General features: G+C 72.2%; 13 protein-coding genes. 9 read left to right on the plus strand and 4 right to left on the minus strand.

The genetic code is table 11. The features are described 5' to 3' along the window. Positions 1–427 precede the first annotated feature (427 nt). From proV to YS110_07535, 6 genes are all read left to right on the plus strand, one after another. Positions 428–1,687, plus strand: a complete 1,260-nt coding sequence (gene proV, locus YS110_07510) for a glycine betaine/L-proline ABC transporter ATP-binding protein ProV (protein UJB64603.1) — start codon at positions 428–430, stop codon at positions 1,685–1,687. Positions 1,688–1,806: 119 nt separating this feature from the next. Next, complete coding sequence (gene proW / locus YS110_07515; protein UJB67390.1) at positions 1,807–3,024, plus strand: glycine betaine/L-proline ABC transporter permease ProW; 1,218 nt, start codon at positions 1,807–1,809, stop codon at positions 3,022–3,024. A gap of 29 nt (positions 3,025–3,053) precedes the next feature. Continuing rightward, the gene (gene proX, locus YS110_07520) at positions 3,054–4,085 is read left to right on the plus strand and encodes a glycine betaine/L-proline ABC transporter substrate-binding protein ProX (GenBank protein ID UJB64604.1); all 1,032 of its coding nucleotides are present in this window, start codon (positions 3,054–3,056) and stop codon (positions 4,083–4,085) included. A gap of 158 nt (positions 4,086–4,243) precedes the next feature. Then, on the plus strand, positions 4,244–4,690 hold the full coding sequence (locus YS110_07525) for a hypothetical protein (GenBank protein UJB64605.1): 447 nt from the start codon (positions 4,244–4,246) through the stop codon (positions 4,688–4,690). 72 nt (positions 4,691–4,762) lie between these two features. After that, positions 4,763–5,098 carry a YnfA family protein gene (locus tag YS110_07530; protein ID UJB64606.1) on the plus strand — a complete coding sequence of 112 codons (336 nt, stop codon included), beginning with the start codon at positions 4,763–4,765 and terminating at the stop codon, positions 5,096–5,098. A 5-nt stretch (positions 5,099–5,103) separates the two neighbouring features. Continuing rightward, the gene (locus YS110_07535; protein UJB64607.1) at positions 5,104–5,691 is read left to right on the plus strand and encodes a DUF1697 domain-containing protein; all 588 of its coding nucleotides are present in this window, start codon (positions 5,104–5,106) and stop codon (positions 5,689–5,691) included. Between the two features lie 4 nt (positions 5,692–5,695). On the opposite strand, the gene YS110_07540 is transcribed toward YS110_07535, so the two are convergent. The 4 genes from YS110_07540 to YS110_07555 all read right to left on the minus strand — a co-directional run bounded on the left by YS110_07540 (position 5,696) and on the right by YS110_07555 (position 10,529). Beyond that, positions 5,696–6,814, minus strand: a complete 1,119-nt coding sequence (locus YS110_07540; protein ID UJB64608.1) for an ABC transporter permease — start codon at positions 6,812–6,814, stop codon at positions 5,696–5,698. 93 nt (positions 6,815–6,907) lie between these two features. Continuing rightward, entirely contained in the window at positions 6,908–8,083 is a 1,176-nt protein-coding gene (locus YS110_07545) for an ABC transporter permease (GenBank protein UJB64609.1), read from the minus strand. Beyond that, positions 8,080–9,078: an efflux RND transporter periplasmic adaptor subunit gene (locus tag YS110_07550; GenBank protein ID UJB64610.1), complete on the minus strand. Its 999-nt coding sequence runs from the start codon at positions 9,076–9,078 to the stop codon at positions 8,080–8,082. Before YS110_07550 ends, YS110_07545 begins: the two co-directional genes overlap by 4 nt. Beyond that, a complete protein-coding gene (locus tag YS110_07555; GenBank protein UJB64611.1) occupies positions 9,075–10,529 on the minus strand; it encodes a TolC family protein in 1,455 nt (484 codons plus the stop codon). Before YS110_07555 ends, YS110_07550 begins: the two co-directional genes overlap by 4 nt. 240 nt (positions 10,530–10,769) lie before the next feature. Between YS110_07555 and YS110_07560 the strand changes: the two genes are divergently transcribed. Genes YS110_07560 through YS110_07570 form a run of 3 tightly spaced genes read left to right on the plus strand, consistent with a single transcriptional unit; the run spans position 10,770 to position 13,658 of the window. Further along, positions 10,770–12,434: a cbb3-type cytochrome c oxidase subunit I gene (locus tag YS110_07560; protein UJB64612.1), complete on the plus strand. Its 1,665-nt coding sequence runs from the start codon at positions 10,770–10,772 to the stop codon at positions 12,432–12,434. Then, positions 12,424–13,011 carry a cbb3-type cytochrome c oxidase subunit II gene (locus YS110_07565; GenBank protein ID UJB64613.1) on the plus strand — a complete coding sequence of 196 codons (588 nt, stop codon included), beginning with the start codon at positions 12,424–12,426 and terminating at the stop codon, positions 13,009–13,011. The genes YS110_07560 and YS110_07565 overlap by 11 nt, the downstream gene beginning before the upstream one ends. Before the next feature lie 29 nt (positions 13,012–13,040). Then, complete coding sequence (locus YS110_07570; GenBank protein ID UJB64614.1) at positions 13,041–13,658, plus strand: c-type cytochrome; 618 nt, start codon at positions 13,041–13,043, stop codon at positions 13,656–13,658. Positions 13,659–13,733 lie beyond the last annotated feature (75 nt).

The following is a 13,733-nucleotide window of genomic DNA, read 5'->3' on the forward strand; positions in this document are numbered from 1 at the left end:
GCCGACTCCCATGCGAAAGTCACTAGCACACCCTGGAAAACCTGTGTTTTGACTCAAAAACACCAAATCCCTATACTTCTCTCGTGTTTTACAACCTGCAACGCAGGTAATTTGCCCTCACAGCCAGGGCAAATCGTTCCCGGTGGAGGCGCTCACAGCCACCGTCCACCGGCCGGGCCGCCACACCGGCCCTGACGCACCGAACCTTGCGGCGCCTCTCGCGGGCACCGCACGCGCCAGCCGCGGGGCCTTGCCCTGCCCGGCGCACCCAGGCCCTTGCGCACCGCTGCGGTGCCATCCGGGCCGCTCTTTGCCACGACGCGAACCACCCCGCCCGCGCCCCGCCGCCTGCGGGCGGGCTGCCGCATCCGGTTTTTCCAGCGCACCGGCGCTGCATTCAACCCATTTTTGGAGGGAGGACACCCACATGGCCAAACCCATCGCCATCGAACATGTGTTCAAGGTCTTCGGCGACGCGCCACAAGCCGCGCTGGACCTGGTACGCCAGGGCTGCAGCAAGCAGGACATCCTGGAACGCACCGGCCAATCCATCGGCGTTTTCGACGCCCATTTCCGCATCGAGGCCGGCGAGATCTTCGTCGTCATGGGCCTCTCGGGCTCCGGCAAATCGACGCTGGTGCGCATGCTCAACCGCCTGATCGAGCCCACGGCGGGCCGCATCCTGGTCGGTGGCGAGGACATCAACCAGCTGTCCGACCGCGCCCTGCGCGCGCTGCGCCGCAAGGACATCTCCATGGTTTTCCAGTCGTTCGCGCTGCTGCCGCACCTCACGGTGCTGGACAACACCGCCTTCGGCCTGGAGCTGGCGGGCGTGGAACGCGCCGAGCGCCAGCGCCTGGCCGCCGCCGCGCTGGAGCAGGTGGGCCTGGCCGGCTGGGGCGCGAGCTACCCCGACGAGCTCTCGGGCGGCATGCAGCAGCGCGTGGGCCTGGCCCGCGCGCTGGCGGCGGACCCGTCGATCCTGCTGATGGACGAGGCCTTTTCCGCGCTCGACCCCATCATCCGCACGGAGATGCAAAGCGAGCTGCTGCGCCTGCAGCAGGAGCGCCGCCGCACCATCGTCTTCATCTCGCACGACCTGGACGAGGCCATGCGCATCGGCGACCGCATCGCCATCATGAAGGACGGCCACGTGGTGCAGGTCGGCACCCCCGACGAGATCCTGCGCAACCCGGTCAACGACTACGTGCGCAGCTTCGTGCGCGGCGTGGACGCCGCCGCCGTCTTCAAGGCCGGCGACATCGCGCGCCAGCGCCTCACGGTGGTGCGCGAGCATTCCGACCGCGGCTGCCGCGCGGCGCTGCAGCTCATCGAGGGGCACGACGACAACTTCGCCTACGTCGTCAGCCCCACGCAGCGCTACCTGGGCACCGTCTCGGCCGACTCGCTGCGCGCGGCGCTGCACGGCCGCCACGGCCCGCTGGGGCTGCAGCATGCCTACCTGGGCGACGTGCCACCCATTCCCTCCGACGCCGCCGTGGCCAACCTGTTCGGCCAGGTGGCGCATGCCCCGTGCGCGCTGCCGGTGGTCGATGGCGACGGACGCTTTCGTGGCGCCATCAGCAAGACCACGCTGCTGCGCTTTCTCGACCGCGACACGCCGCCCATCCCCCCCGACGCCCCCCAGCCCGGCCACCAAGATACCCTCACCGGGAGCCCCGCATGAACGACAACGCGCCACTGACTCCACCCACCGCCCCCGACGCACCGCCCGCCCTGGCCACCGCCACGCCCTGGGACGCGGGCGCCAGCCCCGGGGCCACAGCGCAGCCCATGGAGCAGCCCATGGAAGCCTCGCCCTGGGACGCGCCGGCGGCGCCCGCCACGGCGGCCCCTGCCAACGATCCTTCGGCCGACCCCTGGTCCGCCGCCAGCACCGTGCAGCCTGACGCCGCCTACGGCGCCGCCAGCACCTCCCCCGACTGGCTCGCGGCGCCCGACCACACCGCCAGCGCGGCCCACGCCCTGCAGGACGCCGCCTCGCCCGACGCGCTCGCCAGCACCGACCCGTCGGCGCTGCAGCAGCTGCTGGACGGCACCCTGCCCATCGAGGCCTGGATCAACCAGGGCCTGGGCTGGGTGGTGGAGCACTTCCGCCCGTTCTTCCAGAGCGTGCGCGCGCCCATCGACGGCACGCTCGCCTGGGTCGAGGGCCTGCTGACCAGCCTGCCCGCCGCCGCCCTCATCACCCTGCTGGGCCTGCTGGCATGGCAGTTCGCGGGCCGCGCCCTGGCCCTGGGCACCGTGGTGTCGCTGGCGCTGGTGGCGCTGCTGGGCATCTGGCCCGAGGCCATGGTCACGCTGTCGCTGGTGCTCACCTCGCTGGTGTTCTGCATCGCCATCGGGCTGCCGCTGGGCATCGCCCTGGCCGCCAGCGACCGCGCCCAGCGCTGGGTGCGCCCGCTGCTCGACGCGATGCAGACCACGCCCGCCTTCGTCTACCTGGTGCCGGTGGTAATGCTGTTCGGCATCGGCAACGTGCCGGGCGTCATCGTCACCATCGTGTTCGCGCTGCCGCCGCTGGTGCGCCTGACCACGCTGGGCATCCGCCAGGTGCGCCCGGACCTGGTGGAGGCGGCGCGCTCCTACGGCGCCTCGCCCTGGCAGCTGCTGACCAAGGTGCAACTGCCGCTGGCCATGCCGTCCATCATGGCCGGCATCAACCAGGCGCTGATGCTGTCGCTGTCGATGGTGGTCATCGCCTCGATGATCGCCGTGGGCGGCCTGGGCCAGATGGTGCTGCGCGGCATCGGCCGCCTCGACATGGGCCTGGCCACCGTGGGCGGCCTGGGCATCGTGCTGCTGGCCATCACGCTCGACCGCCTCACCCAGGCCATGGGCCAGACGCGCCGCGACAGCGCCAAGGGCGTGCGCCACTGGTGGCAGACCGGCCCCGCGGGCCTGCTGCTGCGCCTGCTCGCCCCGCTGCTGCGCCCCGCACAGCCCGCAGCCCCGCCTGGCACCGCCCCGCACGCGGCCCCGCACGCGGCCCCGCACCACTGATTCCCCCGCCACTCAACAAGGAGCACACCATGACCGATCTGCGCCACATCCTGCCGCGCCTCCTGCGCCCTGCCGCCGCCACCGCCCTGCTGGCCCTCGGCGCCGCCTTCACCCTGACCACGCAGGCCAGCGAACTGCCGGGCCAGGGCGTGAAGGTCCAGCCGCTGAAAAGCTCGATTGCCGAAGAAACCTTCCAGACCCTGCTGGTCATGCGCGGCCTGCAGAAGCTCGGCTACGACGTGCAGCCCATCAAGGAAATCGAGTACGCCACCGCCCACGTCGCGCTGGCCAACGGCGACGCCACCTTCATGGCCGACCACTGGGACCCGCTGCACGCCGACTTCTACAAGAACGCCGGCGGCGACGCCAAGCTCTGGCGCAAGGGCGCCTACTCCACCAACGCCGCCCAGGGCTACCTGATCGACAAGAAGACCGCCGACGCGCACCAGATCACCAGCATCGCGCAGCTCAAGGACCCGCAGATCGCCAAGCTGTTCGACACCAACGGCGACGGCAAGGCCGACCTCACCGGCTGCACGCCCGGCTGGGGCTGCGAGGCCGCCATCGAGCACCAGCTCACCGCCTACGGCCTGCGCGCCACGGTCACCCACGTGCAGGGCAGCTACCCGGCGCTGATGGCCGACACCATCACCCGCTTCAAGGCCGGCCAGCCGGTGCTGTACTACACCTGGACGCCGTACTGGGTCAGCGCCGAACTGCGCCCGGGCAAGGACGTGGTCTGGCTGCAGGTGCCCTTTACCGCGCTGCCCGGCGACCAGGCCGGGCTGAAAACCGCCCTGCCCGACGGGCGCAACTACGGCTTTCCGCTGAACACGCAGAAAATCGTCGCCAACAAGGCCTTCGCCGAGAAGAACCCGGCCGCCGCCAGGCTGTTCGAGGTGATGCAACTGCCCGTGGCCGACATCAACGCGCAGAACCTGGCCATGAAGAACGGCCAGAACCAGAACGCCGACATCGAACGCCACGTGGACGGCTGGATCCGCGCGCACCAGAAGACCTTTGACGGCTGGCTGGACAACGCCAAGGCAGCGGCGCGGTAAGCCTGGAAATTCGGATAAAAATAGCTTCCAGCGCTTGTGCATCAAGCGCTGGAAGCTATTTTTTTGATAGTCTGCCGCGCCGTTGCCTCGCGCCATGCCTGCCCATGGCGTGCCTCGCGGGAGCACGGCGCCCGATCACATCGGCAAGGGAACGCCCCATGACCGCCTCCATCCGTCGCCCCTGGTTCGGCCTCAGCGCCACCCTGTTCGGCTGCCTGGCCGTGCTGGCCGCCGTCCTGCCCCTGTGGGTGCTGCCGGTGCTTCTGCCCCCGGAGCCGCTCGACAAGGTGATCGTCAGCACGGCCGAAAAGGTCAAGGCGCGCATCGCCGCCAAGGCCAAAGGCGTGGCGTACCAGGAACCTGCGCGGCGTACCGACTGGTACAGCGTCCTGGCGGCAGCGGCGGCCACGTTCGGCGCCCTGGCCATCGTGCTGGCAGCGGTGTCGGCTGTCGCGCGCGAGCCCCGGCGCTTCGCGGCGGTCGCGGCGGCCCTCGGAGTGGGCGCCCTCCTGTTTCAGCTGAGCGTGGCGGTGGCCACGGCGCTCATCGTCTGCGTGCTGGTCCTGGCCGTGCTGTCGGCGCTGGGCATCACGCTGCCGTTCTAGTGTGCTGTTCTTTTGCCCCTCAGCCCAAGCGGGGCAAGCGCCAGCAGCTCGCATTTGTGTAGCATGCGCGCCATGCTCCTGCTGAAAACCCTGGGTCTGTTCTTCGTCACCGCGCTCGCCGAGATCGCGGGCTGCTACCTCCCCTACCTGTGGCTCAAGGAGGGCAAGAGCGCCTGGCTGCTCCTGCCCGCCGCCGCCAGCCTGGCGCTGTTCGCCTGGCTGCTTTCGCTGCACCCCACGGCCGCCGGGCGCGTGTACGCGGCCTACGGCGGGGTGTATATCGCCGTGGCGCTGCTGTGGCTGTGGGTGGTCGATGGCATCCGCCCCACGGCGTGGGACGCCGTGGGCTGCGCCGTGGCGCTGGCGGGCATGGGCATCATCATGTTCGCGCCGCGCGGCGGCGCCTGACAGCCATGGCCCCGCACACGGCGACAGACACGGCCATCGCGCTGCTGCGCGGCGTCAATGTGGGAGGGCGCGGCATCCTGCCCATGCACGCGCTGGCTGCCCTGCTCGAAGCCCTGGGCGCGCGCCAGGTACGCACCTACATCCAAAGCGGCAATGCCGTGTTCGAGCCGCCCACGAACGCACTCGCGCCGCTGGCACGCGCGCTTTCCGCTGCCATATTGGAGCGCCACGGTTTCGCGCCGCAGGTGCTGCTGCTCCATCGCGCGGCGCTGGACCAGGCCATCGCGGGCAACCCGTTCGCCGCCGCTGCGGCGCAGGCGCCAGGCAGCGTGCACCTGGGTTTTCTCGATGCGCCGCCGCCCCGGCCCGATCTGGCGGGGCTTGCCGCCTTGCGCAAGGACAGCGAGCGCTTCCACCTGGATGCCGCCGTGTTCTACCTGCACGCGCCCGAGGGCATTGGCCGGTCGCGGCTGGCGGCGCAAGCCGAGCGGCTGCTGGGCGTGCCGATGACGATGCGCAACTGGAAAACCACGTGCCAGCTCCAGGCCATGGCACATGGCATGGCTGAAGGCGACGCGGAACAAGTCGCCTGAACGATCACCGCCGCCGCCCCAGCCACAGCACCGCGCCCCACGACCCCAGCGCCATGGCCGCGAGCCAGGCCAGCGGCGCCAGCGCGGCCGCCAGCGGCGCGCCCATCTGGTTCAGGCGCAGGCTGGCCTGGATGCCCGCCGTGCTCGGCGAGAGCCAGCGCAGCCACTGCAGCGGCTCGGGCAGCGCCTCCACCGGCCAGGTGAAGCCGCCCAGGAACGCCAGCGGCAGCGAGGTGAACAGCACCACCTGCATGGCGCGCTCCCGGTCGGCCAGCCACCAGCCCAGCAGGCTGGCGCAGCCCGCCACCGCCGGCACCAGCACGGCCAGCAGCGCCAGCGCCCCGGCCGGGTTGCCGCCGTGCGGGTAGTCCTGCCAGACGAAGATCCAGCCGAAGTAGAACAGCCCGGCCAGCCAGCCCGGCACGCACAGCGCCAGCAGGCGCGCCAGCCAGGTGCGCGCGCCTGCCCGCGCCTGGCCCTGCTCGCGCAGCGTGCCGACCCACAGCGCCCCGCCCATCAGCAGCGTCTGCTGCAGGATGAGCAGCGCCACGGCCGACACCACGAAGCTGCCGTAGCCCTCGGTGGGGTTGAACAGCGCCACGGCCTGCAGGCCCACCGGCGCGCGGCTGGCCGCCGCCTGCGGCGCGCTCTGGCCGCCGGCCTGCAGGCGGCGCAGCTCCACCCCGGCCGAGACGGTGCCGAACGCCTCGGCAAAGCCGTATTGCACCTGCTTGCTGGCGATGGGGTAGGCGCCGTTGGCGTACACGGGCACGACCACGTTGCGCGCCTGCACCACGTCGCGCTTGAGGTCGCGCGGCAGCAGCGCGTAGCCCATGACCTCGCCGCGCAGCAGCGCGGCCTGGGCCTCGCCCTCATCGCCCGTGACCAGGCGCGGGTCGATGCGCGGGCTGGCCTGGGCGAAGCGCAGCATCTGCCGGCCGAGCGATGAGCTGTCCTGCACCACCACCGCCACCGGCACGCGCTGCGCCACCTGTGTGGCGTAGAACCAGGGGTAGAAGAAACCGTAGAGCACCGGCGCGCCCACCACCAGCAGGGCCACGCCCTTGTCGCGCAGCAGCGTGCGCAGTTGCTGCCCCAGCAGGGCCAGGAAGGAGGGCGCCACGTCAGCCGCCCTCCCGCGATTTTTTGAACAAAAAACGGCCCCAGCGCTTATGCAGCAAGCGCGGGCAGCTATCAAAACAGAAGTTCCTGCGCCTCATCGCCCGCCCCACTTGTGCGGCAGGCGCAGCCCGCGCGCCAGGCCCGCCGTGGCCGCCAGCAGCAGCGCCAGCGTGGCCAGCAGCAGGCCGCCGGCCACGGACAGGCTGTGCGCCACGGGCGCGCCCATCTGCCACTGTTCGAGCTGCAGGCGCGCGTAGTGCGTGTAGGGCATGGCCAGCGCCCAGGTGCGCGCGCCCTCGCCCATGGCCAGCAGCGGGTAGGCCACGCCGCTGAAGGCGAACGCCGGGGCAGAAAGCAGGCCCGCGCCCGACAGCGCCGTGCGCAGCGACAGCGTGACGCCCGCCAGCGCCGCGCCGGCCGCCAGGCTCACGGCCACCAGCGCCGCCAGGCCGGTGCCGATCCAGGCCATGCTGCCCGCCACGGCCCAGCCGCGCAGTTGCGCCAGGTACAGCAGGCAGGCCATGGCGCAGGCCCACAGCGGCACGAAGGCCACGGCCAGCTTGCCCAGCAGCGCGGCCAGCACCTGCGCGGGCGAGGCCCGCGCGCCCAGCCAGTCGGCCACGGTGCGGTCGCGCAGCTCGCGCCCCACGCTCCAGGCGCCGGCCGTCATGGCCAGGATGTGCACCAGCGCCGGCACCAGCGCGGCGGCCAGGAACTGCTCGTAGTTGGTGGAGACGTTGAACAGCGCCACCAGCTGCGTCTTCACCGGCTCCATGCGCGCCTGCAGCGCCTGCGCGGGCGTGCCGCGCTTGGCGGCGGCCTGCATCTCGATGCCGGCCGAGAGCGTGCCCACCACCTGGCGCAGGTCGCGCTGCAGCAGACTGGACGCGGTGGCCAGCTGCGCGTTGTGCAGCAGCGTGACGCTGGCGCCGCGCCCCTGCTTCACGTCGCGCGCCATGCCGGGCGGAATGTGCACCACGCCGTACACCGCCATGCGCTGCAGCGCGCCGGCGGCCTCGGCGCGGTTCACGGCCTGCACGCGCAGCGCCAGGCCGGGCGTGGCCTCCAGCATGCGCACGAGCTGGCGCGAGAGGGCCGAATGGTCCTCGTCCCACACGGCGATGGGCAGGCGGTAGGGCTGGCCGGCGGCGAAGATCCAGCACAGCAGCGCCATGGCCAGCAGCGGCACCCAGGTGAGCATGGCTGCGTCCCACGGGCGGGCGCGCAGCAGCCGCGCCTCGCGCCGCAGGCTGGCGGCGAACAGGCTCACTGCACCACCACCACGCTCATGCCGGGGCGCGCGCCGTCAATGGGGGCGGCCGGGCGCGCGCGGACCTCGAAGGTGCGCGCGTCGAACCCCTGGCTGCCGCGCGTGGTGCGCCAGGTGGCGAAGTCGGGCAGCACGCCCAGGTACGTGACCTCGAACTCCGCCTCGCGCCCGCCCAGCCCGGGCAGGCGGCCGGTGAAGCGGCTCTTCAGCGCGAAGCGCTGGAGCTGGTCCTCGCGCACGTTCAGCACCACCCACTGGTCGCGCAGATCGACCACCGTGACCACGGCCACGCCCTGCGGCGAGAGCTCGCCCTCCTTGGCCAGCACCTTGGCCACCTCGCCGCCCACGGGGCTGCGCAGCTGCGTCTCGGCCTCGGCGGCCTGCACTTCGGCGATCACGCCGTCCACCTGGCGCGCCTGGGCGGCGGCGGCGGCCTTGTCCTCGGCGCGCGCGCCGCTGGCGGCCATGTCGTACTGCGCCTGGGCGGCTTCGGCCTGGGCGGCGCTGGCGCGCCAGTTGGTGTGCGCCTCGTCGCGCTTTTGCGCCGACACCAGCCCCTGGTCGTACAGGCTCTGCACGCGCCGGTACGAGGTCTGCGCCAGCTCGGCGGCGGCCTGCGCGCGCTGCCAGGCCAGGCGCGCCATGCGCACCTCCTGCGGGCGCGCGCCCTGCTGCGCCTTGTCGGCCACGGCCTGGGCCGCGTCCTTGGCGGCCTGGGCCTGGGCCAGCTTGGCGCGCACCTCGGGGCTGTCCATTTCCACCAGCAGGTCGCCGGGCTGGATCTGCTGGCCCTCGGTCACGGCCACGCGCGCGATGCGCGCCGTGACCTTGGGCGCGATATCGGCCTCGCGCGCCTCCATCTGGCCCTGGAAGTACGGTGCCGGCGGCTGCGCGGCGCGCCAGAAGCCCCAGACGACGAAGCCCAGCACGGCCACGCCGATGAGCCCGAGAACCCAGGGCAGGCCCGTGCGCGAAGAAGAGGAGGATGCGGTCATGGTGCGTCGGAAGGAATCTGGATATCGGCCTCGGCCATGTAGCGGCCGAACGCATCGCTCTGCCCGGTGCTCTGCAGCAGCGCGGCCAGGGCCTGGATGTACTGGTGGGCGGTCTGCGCGCGCTCGGTCTGCACCTTGGCGAGGTTGACGCGCGCGTCCATCCACTCCAGCAGGGTGCCGGTGCCCTCGCGCTGGCTGGCCTCGCGCAGGCGCAGCAGCTCGCGCGCCAGGTCTTCCTGCGCCTGCTGGGCCAGGTACTGGGTGCGCGCGTGCTCCACGGCCAGCCAGTTCTTTTCCACCAGCAGGGCGATGTCGCTGCGCGCCTGCTGCTCGGTCAGCTCGGCCTGCTCGATCTTGCGCTGGCCCGAGGCGGCGAGCTGGTCGCGGTCCACGCTGTCCCACAGCGTCCAGCGCACGGCCACGCCGGCCACCCAGTTGGGCTTGCCGCCGCCGGTGCGGATGTCGCTCAGGCCGAAGCCCAGCACCTGCGGCTTGCGCAGCGCCTCCTGCGCATCGTGCAGCGCGGTGGCCTCGCGGCGCTTGGCCTGCACCTTGGACAGGCCGGGGTGGCGCTCCAGCGCCGCGTCGATGAAACCCTGCAGCGCGGGCAGCGGCTGGCTGGCCACGAACAGCGGGCTGGACGGGCGCAGCGGCGCCACCGCCTTGAGCGTGCGCGCCAGCGCCGTGGCGGCCAGTTGGGCCTCGTCGCGCGCCTTGCGCGCCTGCTGCGCGGCGTCGGCCAGCGCGGCCTGGGCCTGCAGCCGCTCCAGGCGCGAGATCACGCCCGTGGCCAGCATGCGCTGGGCGGCGTCGTCGTGTTCGCGCACCGTGGCCAGCGCCGCTTCGCGCAGGCGCGCGGCACGCTCGGCCAGCTGCGCGCCGAAGTAGCGCTGCACCAGCAGGGACTGCAGTCCCTGCGCGTCGGCGCTGGCGTCGGCCTGCGCTTCGTCGGCCTGGGCCGCGAAGCCGCTGCGCACGGCGTCGCCCAGCCCGCCGATGTACAGCGGCCACAGCAGCGAGACGCTGCCCGAGGTGCGCGTGTCCTGGCGCTCCAGCGTGTAGTTGGGCGGCAGTTGCGGCAGCTGGGAGATGGCGCCGTCCAGCGGCGGCGGCAGCATGCTGACGATGCCGCCCAGCGCCTGGCGCGCGGGGTCGAGGTCGATGTCGGCGCTGGCGGCGTAGCGGTAGGCCATGCCGGTGACGGCCACCGAGGGCCCGCCCAGCCCCTGCACGCCCTCGCGGCGCAGGCGGGCGCTGTCCACCGCCCTGGCGGCGGCGGCGAGCTGGTCGGAATTGGAAAGCAGGAGCTGCTGCGCCTGCGCGAAGCTCAGGGAAGGGGCCGCTGTGGCCGATGCAGCCGCTGCGGCGGCGGGCACGCCCCCCCCGGCCTGGGCCAGGCCCGCTCCCCACGCCAGCAGGGCAGCAAGGCCCCAGGTTGCATGCACGTTCACGGTATAGGCAGGTTGCAAAGGGGCCCATTGTGCCCAAACCGGCGCCCGCCACGCCCTGGCACGCCGCCGGGCGGTAACACTCCCGGCCCCAGGGGCTTGCGCGCCGCAAAAACAATCATTTCAAATGAATCTTAATATTCACCCCGCCAAGCGTTAGCACAGGGTTGCCCGAGCCGCCCTGCGCTGCATCAAACCAGGACGCCCGCCGCGCCCTGGCCGCAAGAAGAAAGGAAACACCCCATGGACAGTGCCATCCTGAGCCTGCTGGGCGCCTTCCTGCTGTCGATCATGGGGCTGTTCGTCTTCATCTGGTCGATGCGCAAGGGGCTGCTGGTGGAGAACCCCCAGGCCGCGTCGGTGATCTTCGCGCCCGGTGAAATCGGCCGGGTGGACGACCCGGCGCTCCCGGCCCCGGCCCAGGCCGGCCTGCAGGCCGCCGCCGCCGAGCCGGGCGACGCCACGCCGGGCGACGCCGCGCATGCGCCCGGCCCGCAGGCGCTGGCCCAGCGCATCGCCGCCGACCGCTCCAGCGCCTTCCCGGTGTTCATGTTCATCGCCTTCGCCTGCCTGTGGCTGCTGCTGGGCTCGGTGGCCGGGCTCACCGCCTCGCTCAAGCTGCACATGCCCGACTGGCTGACGGGCGAAGCCTGGCAGACCTTCGGGCGCGTGCGCACCGTGCACCTGACGGCCGTGCTCTACGGCTGGATCACCAACGCGGCGCTGGGCGTCATCGTCTGGCTGCTGCCGCGCCTGCTGCGCACGCCGCTGGCCGGCGCCATGTGGGTGATGCTGGGCGGCGCGCTACTGAACATCGGCATCGCCAGCGCCATCGGCGCCATCGGCGCGGGCTGGAACGACGGCATGGAGTACCTGGAGATGCCCTGGCAGATCGGCCTGTTCGTGGTCGCGGGCATGGTGTGCATCGTCGGCCCGGCGCTGTACACGCTGGCGCGCCGCCAGGTGGAGTCGCTGTACGTGAGCGTGTGGTACCACGTCGCGGCGCTGCTGTGGATCACGCTGCTGTTCCTCGTGGCCAAGCTGCCGGGCGTGCATTTCGGCGTGCAGCAGGCCACCATGAACTGGTGGTACGGCCACAACGTGCTGGGCCTGTGGTTCACGCCGGTGAGCGTGGGCGCCATCTACTACTTCCTGCCCAAGGTCATCGGGCGGCCGGTGCGCTCGTACAACCTGTCCATCCTCGGGTTCTGGACGCTGGCCTTCTTCTACGGCCAGGTGGGCGGCCACCACCTCGTGGGCGGGCCGGTGCCGGGCTGGCTGGTCACGCTGTCCATCGTGCAGAGCATGATGATGGTCATTCCCGTGGCGGCCTTCAGCATCAACATGGCGGGCACCCTGCGCGGGCGCATGCACCTGGCGCGCCAATCGCCCACGCTGCGCTTCATGATGTTCGGCGGGCTGATGTACATGCTCTCGTCGCTGCAGGGCTCGTTCGAGGCACTGCGCGCCGTCAACCAGGTCACGCACTTCACGCACTTCACGGTGGCGCACGCGCACCTGGGGGCCTACGGCTTCGTCACCATGGTGCTGTTCGGCGCCATCTACTTCATGCTGCCGCGCGTGCTGGGCTGGGAGTGGCCGTACCCGCGCCTGATCGCGCTGCAGTTCTGGCTCGCGGCCACCGGCATCGGCATCTACTTCACGGGGCTGACCATCGGCGGCTGGCTGCAGGGCACCTACATGCTCGACGCCACACGCCCCTTCATGGATTCGGTCGCCGTCACCCTGCCCTGGCTGCAGTGGCGCAGCGCGGGCGGCGCGCTCATGCTCGCCAGCCACCTGGTCTTCGTGGGCCACGTCCTGGCCATGGCGCTGCGCTTCGGGCCGCAGCGCACGGGCGCCGCCCTGTTCTCGCAGCCCGCGGTGGAGTTCGCCCATGGAAAATGAAGTCAAGCTGGCCGCGGGGGCCATGGTCACCGTGGGCCTGGCCACCGCCGCGCTGGTGGTGCTGCCCTACATCCAGGTGCGCGACGTGCAGGCGCCCGAGGGGCTCAAGCCCTACAGCAGCGCCGCGCTGCGCGGGCGCGCCGTGTACATCGCCAACGGCTGCGTCTACTGCCACACGCAGCAGCCGCGCGACAGGGGCTTCGCGCCCGACTTCGAGCGCGGCTGGGGCCGCGCCTCTGTGCCCGGCGACTACGTGTACGACCGCCCGCACCTGCTGGGCAGCATGCGCACCGGGCCAGACCTGCTGAACATCGGCGTGCGCCAGCCCAGCAAGGACTGGCACCTGGGCCACCTGTACCAGCCGCGCGCCTACGTGCCGGGCTCGATCATGCCCGCCTACCCCTACCTGTTCGAGGCCAAGGCCGCCGCCGAGCCGGGCGACGCAACGCTCAAGCTGCCGCCGGGCTACGGCCCGCCGGGCCAGGTGGTGGTGGCGCGGCCCGAGGCGCTGGACCTCGTGGCCTACCTGCAGGCGCTCAACCGCAGCTACCCGGTGCTGCCGCCCGCGCCGCGATGAGCGCGACCCACCCCACGAAGGCGCACGCCATGCCTCCCATCCACGACACCACGCCCCACGACCCCGCCCACCGCGCGCAGGCGCGCGAGAACGCCGACCCGGAAGAAAGCATCCGCCCCGTGCCGCTGGCCGCCGCGCTCATCACGCTGGCGATGGTGCTGTTCGGCGTGTCCTACATCTTCCTGACCGAGCCCCCGGGGCCCGCCGCGCTGGGCGACCGGCGCACGCCGGCCGACCTCGCCGGCCCCGCGCCCGCCGCGGCGGGCGCCACCGCCGACGGCAAGGCCGTGTTCGCCGCGCAGTGCGCCGCCTGCCACCAGGCCGCGGGCCAGGGCCTGCCCGGCGTGTTCCCGCCACTCGACGGCTCGGAATGGGTGCGGGGCGACGCGCGCGTGCTCGCCAACATCCTGCTGCACGGCATCACGGGCGAGATCCACGTCAAGGGCATCGCGTACCAGGGCGCCATGCCCAGCTTCCAGCAGCTCGGCGACGCCGAGCTGGCCGGCGTGGCCAGCTTCATCCGTTCGAGCTGGTCGAACCAGGCCGAGGCCGTGCCCGCCAGCCTGTTCGCCCAGGAGCGCCAGGCCAGCGGACGCACGGTCCCGTTCGAGGGCGAGGCGGCGCTCAATGAAACGACACCCCCCTGAGGCCCTGCGGGCCTTCCCCCCGCTCTCGCATGGCTGCGCCATGCGGGCAGGGGGACGCAGCCAGCGCGGCGGGGC

Source organism: Acidovorax sp. YS12, assembly GCA_021496925.1.
GTDB lineage: Bacteria > Pseudomonadota > Gammaproteobacteria > Burkholderiales > Burkholderiaceae_C > Paenacidovorax.